4 protein-coding genes are annotated in these 3,412 nt (G+C 68.0%); 3 read left to right on the forward strand and 1 reads right to left on the reverse strand.

Features of this window, described 5'->3' with window-relative positions; genetic code table 11:
• Positions 1-353 (reverse strand): transglycosylase family protein (locus tag CCN39_RS30050; RefSeq protein ID WP_434781131.1); only part of this gene is annotated, 353 nt, incomplete at its 3' end.
• Positions 354-597: 244 nt separating this feature from the next.
• Between CCN39_RS30050 and CCN39_RS30055 the strand changes: the two genes are divergently transcribed.
• The 3 genes from CCN39_RS30055 (at position 598) to CCN39_RS30065 (ending at position 3,356) form a co-directional block, all read left to right on the forward strand.
• Entirely contained in the window at positions 598-1,998 is a 1,401-nt protein-coding gene (locus tag CCN39_RS30055) for an MFS transporter (protein WP_086847658.1), read from the forward strand.
• A 21-nt stretch (positions 1,999-2,019) separates the two neighbouring features.
• Complete coding sequence (locus tag CCN39_RS30060) at positions 2,020-2,781, forward strand: thymidine kinase (RefSeq protein WP_167455221.1); 762 nt, start codon at positions 2,020-2,022, stop codon at positions 2,779-2,781.
• A 227-nt stretch (positions 2,782-3,008) separates the two neighbouring features.
• Entirely contained in the window at positions 3,009-3,356 is a 348-nt protein-coding gene (locus CCN39_RS30065) for an RNA polymerase-binding protein RbpA (RefSeq protein WP_003081521.1), read from the forward strand.
• The last annotated feature ends 56 nt before the right edge of the window (positions 3,357-3,412 follow it).

Here is a 3,412-nt window from a genome sequence, read left to right on the forward strand (position 1 = left end):
CCTGGCGCAGCGTCGGCGGCGAGTTTGAGCATGCCGGCGCACTGCCAGGGCTGCCAGCCGCGCATGCGGTAGAGGTAGAGGGCGCGGTAGTCCTGTTCGGCGGGGGCGGCCTGGTCGGGGCGGCCTTGGCCGCCGACGCTGCGCCAGGTGGGCAGGTCGAACTGGTAGGCGCCGTAGTAGCCGTTGCCGGTGTTGGTGGCGTAGCGGCCGCTGGACTCGCACATGCGGAGTTTGGCCCAGGCGCTCGACGCGGGGTCCGCGGCGGCGGTGGCGGGGTTGATCAGCGGCAGACCCATGGCGGCGAGGGTGAGGAGCAGGAGGCTCGTCACGGTGCGTCGACGGTTCTGGATCATGGGATGCACAGTAGGAGCGTGTCCCATTGACCACAACAGACACGATAGGCGCTCGAGTCTCGCATGAAACTCCGTTCACTTTTGCCGGCGGCAGCCGTGAGTGGCGAACCGGCTGTCGTGGCGGGGTGGCGGATGATCACGAAGCGACAAACCGGACACGGTTTCGGTGGCGCGGTCTCGGGGGTTGCCGCGTCCCCGTAGTCTCCGCGCTGACCTGGAAGTTCTTGAGCTGAAGGAGCCGTGGATGACGCTGGCCGGGACGCGCTCGACCAAGCGCGAGCGCTGGGGCTGGTATTTCTACGACTGGGCGAATTCGCCGTTCTATTCGTCGACGACGACGGTGTTCGGGGCGCTGTCGATGAGCTCGATCGCGGCGGCGGACGCGAAGGCGAACATCACCCTTAACGGGGACCGTGCGTGCCTGGACGCGGCGGGTGGGGCGGACACGCTGCACCACTGTGACGTGACGTTGTTCGGGCTGCAGTTCCCGGCCGGTTCGGTGTGGGGGTACCTGCTGTCGGTGGCGACGGTGGTGCAGGTGCTGGTGCTGCCGATCGCGGGTGCGGTGGCCGATCGCAGTCACAACAAGCGGAGGATCCTGGGCGGGTTCGCGTGCCTGGGCGCGGCAGCCGCGGCCGGCATGTTCTTCCTGACGGGGTCGGACTGGCAGCTGGGTGCGGCGCTGTTCATCGTGGCGAACATCGGCTACGGGGGTTCGCTGGTGGTCTACTACTCGTTCCTGGCCGACATCGGAGGGCCGGACGAGCGGGACGACATCTCGGCGAAGGGCTGGGCGTTCGGGTACCTGGGCGGTGGGCTGGCGCTGGCGTTGCAGCTGGGGTTCTACCTGAAGCACGACCTGTTCGGGGTGGACCAGGGCCTGGCGGTGCAGATCTGCTTCCTGACGTCGGGGCTGTGGTGGGCGGCGTTCACCTTCCCCGCGGTGCGGCGGCTCCCCCGGCACCACACACCCGTCGACGTGGCGCCGGGGCGTTCGGTGCTGCGGGCGGGGTTCACGGAGTTGCGGCAGACGCTGGTGGCGGCGAAGGCGTATCCGCTGACGCTGGCGTTCCTGGGCAGTTACCTGGTCTTCACCGACGGGATCAACACGGTGGTGACGGTGTCGGCGCAGTACGGCAAGGACGAGCTGGGGTTCGGCAACGAGGTGCTGATCGTCACGATCCTGGTGATCCAGTTCGTGGCGTACCTCGGTGGCACGCTGCATGGGCTGGTGGCGCGGCGGATCGGGGCGAAGCGGACGATCCTGGTCAGCCTGGTGGCGTGGGTCGCGGTGCTGGGCGGGGCGTACTTCGTGCAGCCGCGGCAGATGCTGCAGTTCCTGGCGGTGGCGGTGGGGATCGGGCTGGTGCTGGGCGGAACGAACGCGCTGTCGCGGTCGTTGTTCAGTCAGATGATCCCGGCGGGCAAGGACGCGCAGTACTACTCGCTCTACGTGGTGGGCGAGCGGGGGACGTCGTGGCTGGGGCCGCTGGTGTTCGCCGGGGTCGGGCAGGCGACGGGGTCGTTCCGGCTGGCCATCATCGCGCTGGTGGTGTTCTTCGCGGCGGGGCTGGTGCTGGTGTGGCTGGTGCCGGTGCGGCGGGCGATCGAGGCGGCGGGCAACCGTCCGCCGGGGGTTCTGTGACCACCGATAGGGTCGGGCGTCGTGACCTTGATCGACGACACCGCCGGCCCTGATCCCACCGATGCCCTGTCGTCGGTTCCCGCGGCCGGTTCGCGCCGCGGGACGCCGCCGGTGGGCAGGCTGAAGTTCTGCTACGGGCCGATGGACTGCGGGAAGTCGACCCTGGCGCTGCAGATCGACCACAACCACGCCCGGCAGGGCCGCCGGGGTCTGGTGCTGGTGCGCCACGACCGTTCGGGTGCGCCGCAGATTTCCAGCCGGATCGGGCTGACCCGGCAGGCGGTGGAGGTCGGCGAGGACACCGACGTGCGTGACCTGGTGCGGCAGGAGTGGGCGCAGGGCCGGCACGTGGACTACGTGGTGGTGGACGAGGCGCAGTTCCTCTCCCCCGGTCAGGTCGACCAGCTGGCGGAGCTGGCCGACGAGGTCGAGATCGACGTGTACTGCTTCGGGATCGCGACGGACTTCCGGAGCCGGTTGTTCCCGGGTGCCGCTCGTCTGTTCGAACTGGCGGACGAGTTGCAGCCGGTTCAGGTGGAGGTGTTGTGCTGGTGCGGGCTGCCGGGGCGGTTCAACGCGCGGGTGGTCGACGGTGTGGTCGTGCGCGAGGGCGATACCGTGGTGGTGGCAGATACCGAACAATCCGTAGTTGAAACTTCAGCTTCAGCACGATTTGAGGCCGAATTCGCTACTGTGCGTTATCAGGTATTGTGTCGCCGCCACTTTCGATCGGGTGACTTGGGCTCGGTTACTGCTCATCACGGTCAGTTACGGTTGACCTGAGCGAGACACGAGTAGCCCATCCGGGGGATATCAGCACTAAGAAGGCCGTATTGACGTCACGCCGGAGCGCGAAACGCCTCCTACTAGAGGAAGCTGATGCCGGCGGGTGACGCAGCTCATCGTGAGCAACGACATGACGGCCCGGGAATCCTCCGGGGCCGTCGGTCGTTGCATAGGGTGAGCAACACCCTGGCTCCACCCCGGAGCTGACTGAAAGGACCCCCATCATGGCCGACCGTGTTCTTCGTGGAAGCCGGCTGGGAGCGGTCAGCTACGAGACCGACCGCAACCACGACCTCGCCCCACGCCGCACCGTGCGCTACGCCTGCCCGAAGAACCACGAGTTCGAGGTGCCGTTCTCCGACGACGCCGAGATCCCGACGGTCTGGGAGTGCCGCCTGCACGGGAGCGAATCGGAGATCGTCGATGGCGGGCAGCCCGAGCAGAAGAAGGTCAAGCCGCCGCGCACCCACTGGGACATGCTGCTCGAGCGGCGCACGATCCCGGAGCTCGAGGATCTGCTGAACGAACGTCTCGCCGAGCTGAAGGGCCGCCGCACCTCCCGGTCGGCGTGACCCTGCAGGGCTCGGCCTTGTAGCCAAGCTCCCACCACAACGGAAAGGCCCCCGCG

Source organism: Amycolatopsis kentuckyensis, from assembly GCF_002155975.1.
Lineage (GTDB): Bacteria > Actinomycetota > Actinomycetes > Mycobacteriales > Pseudonocardiaceae > Amycolatopsis > Amycolatopsis kentuckyensis.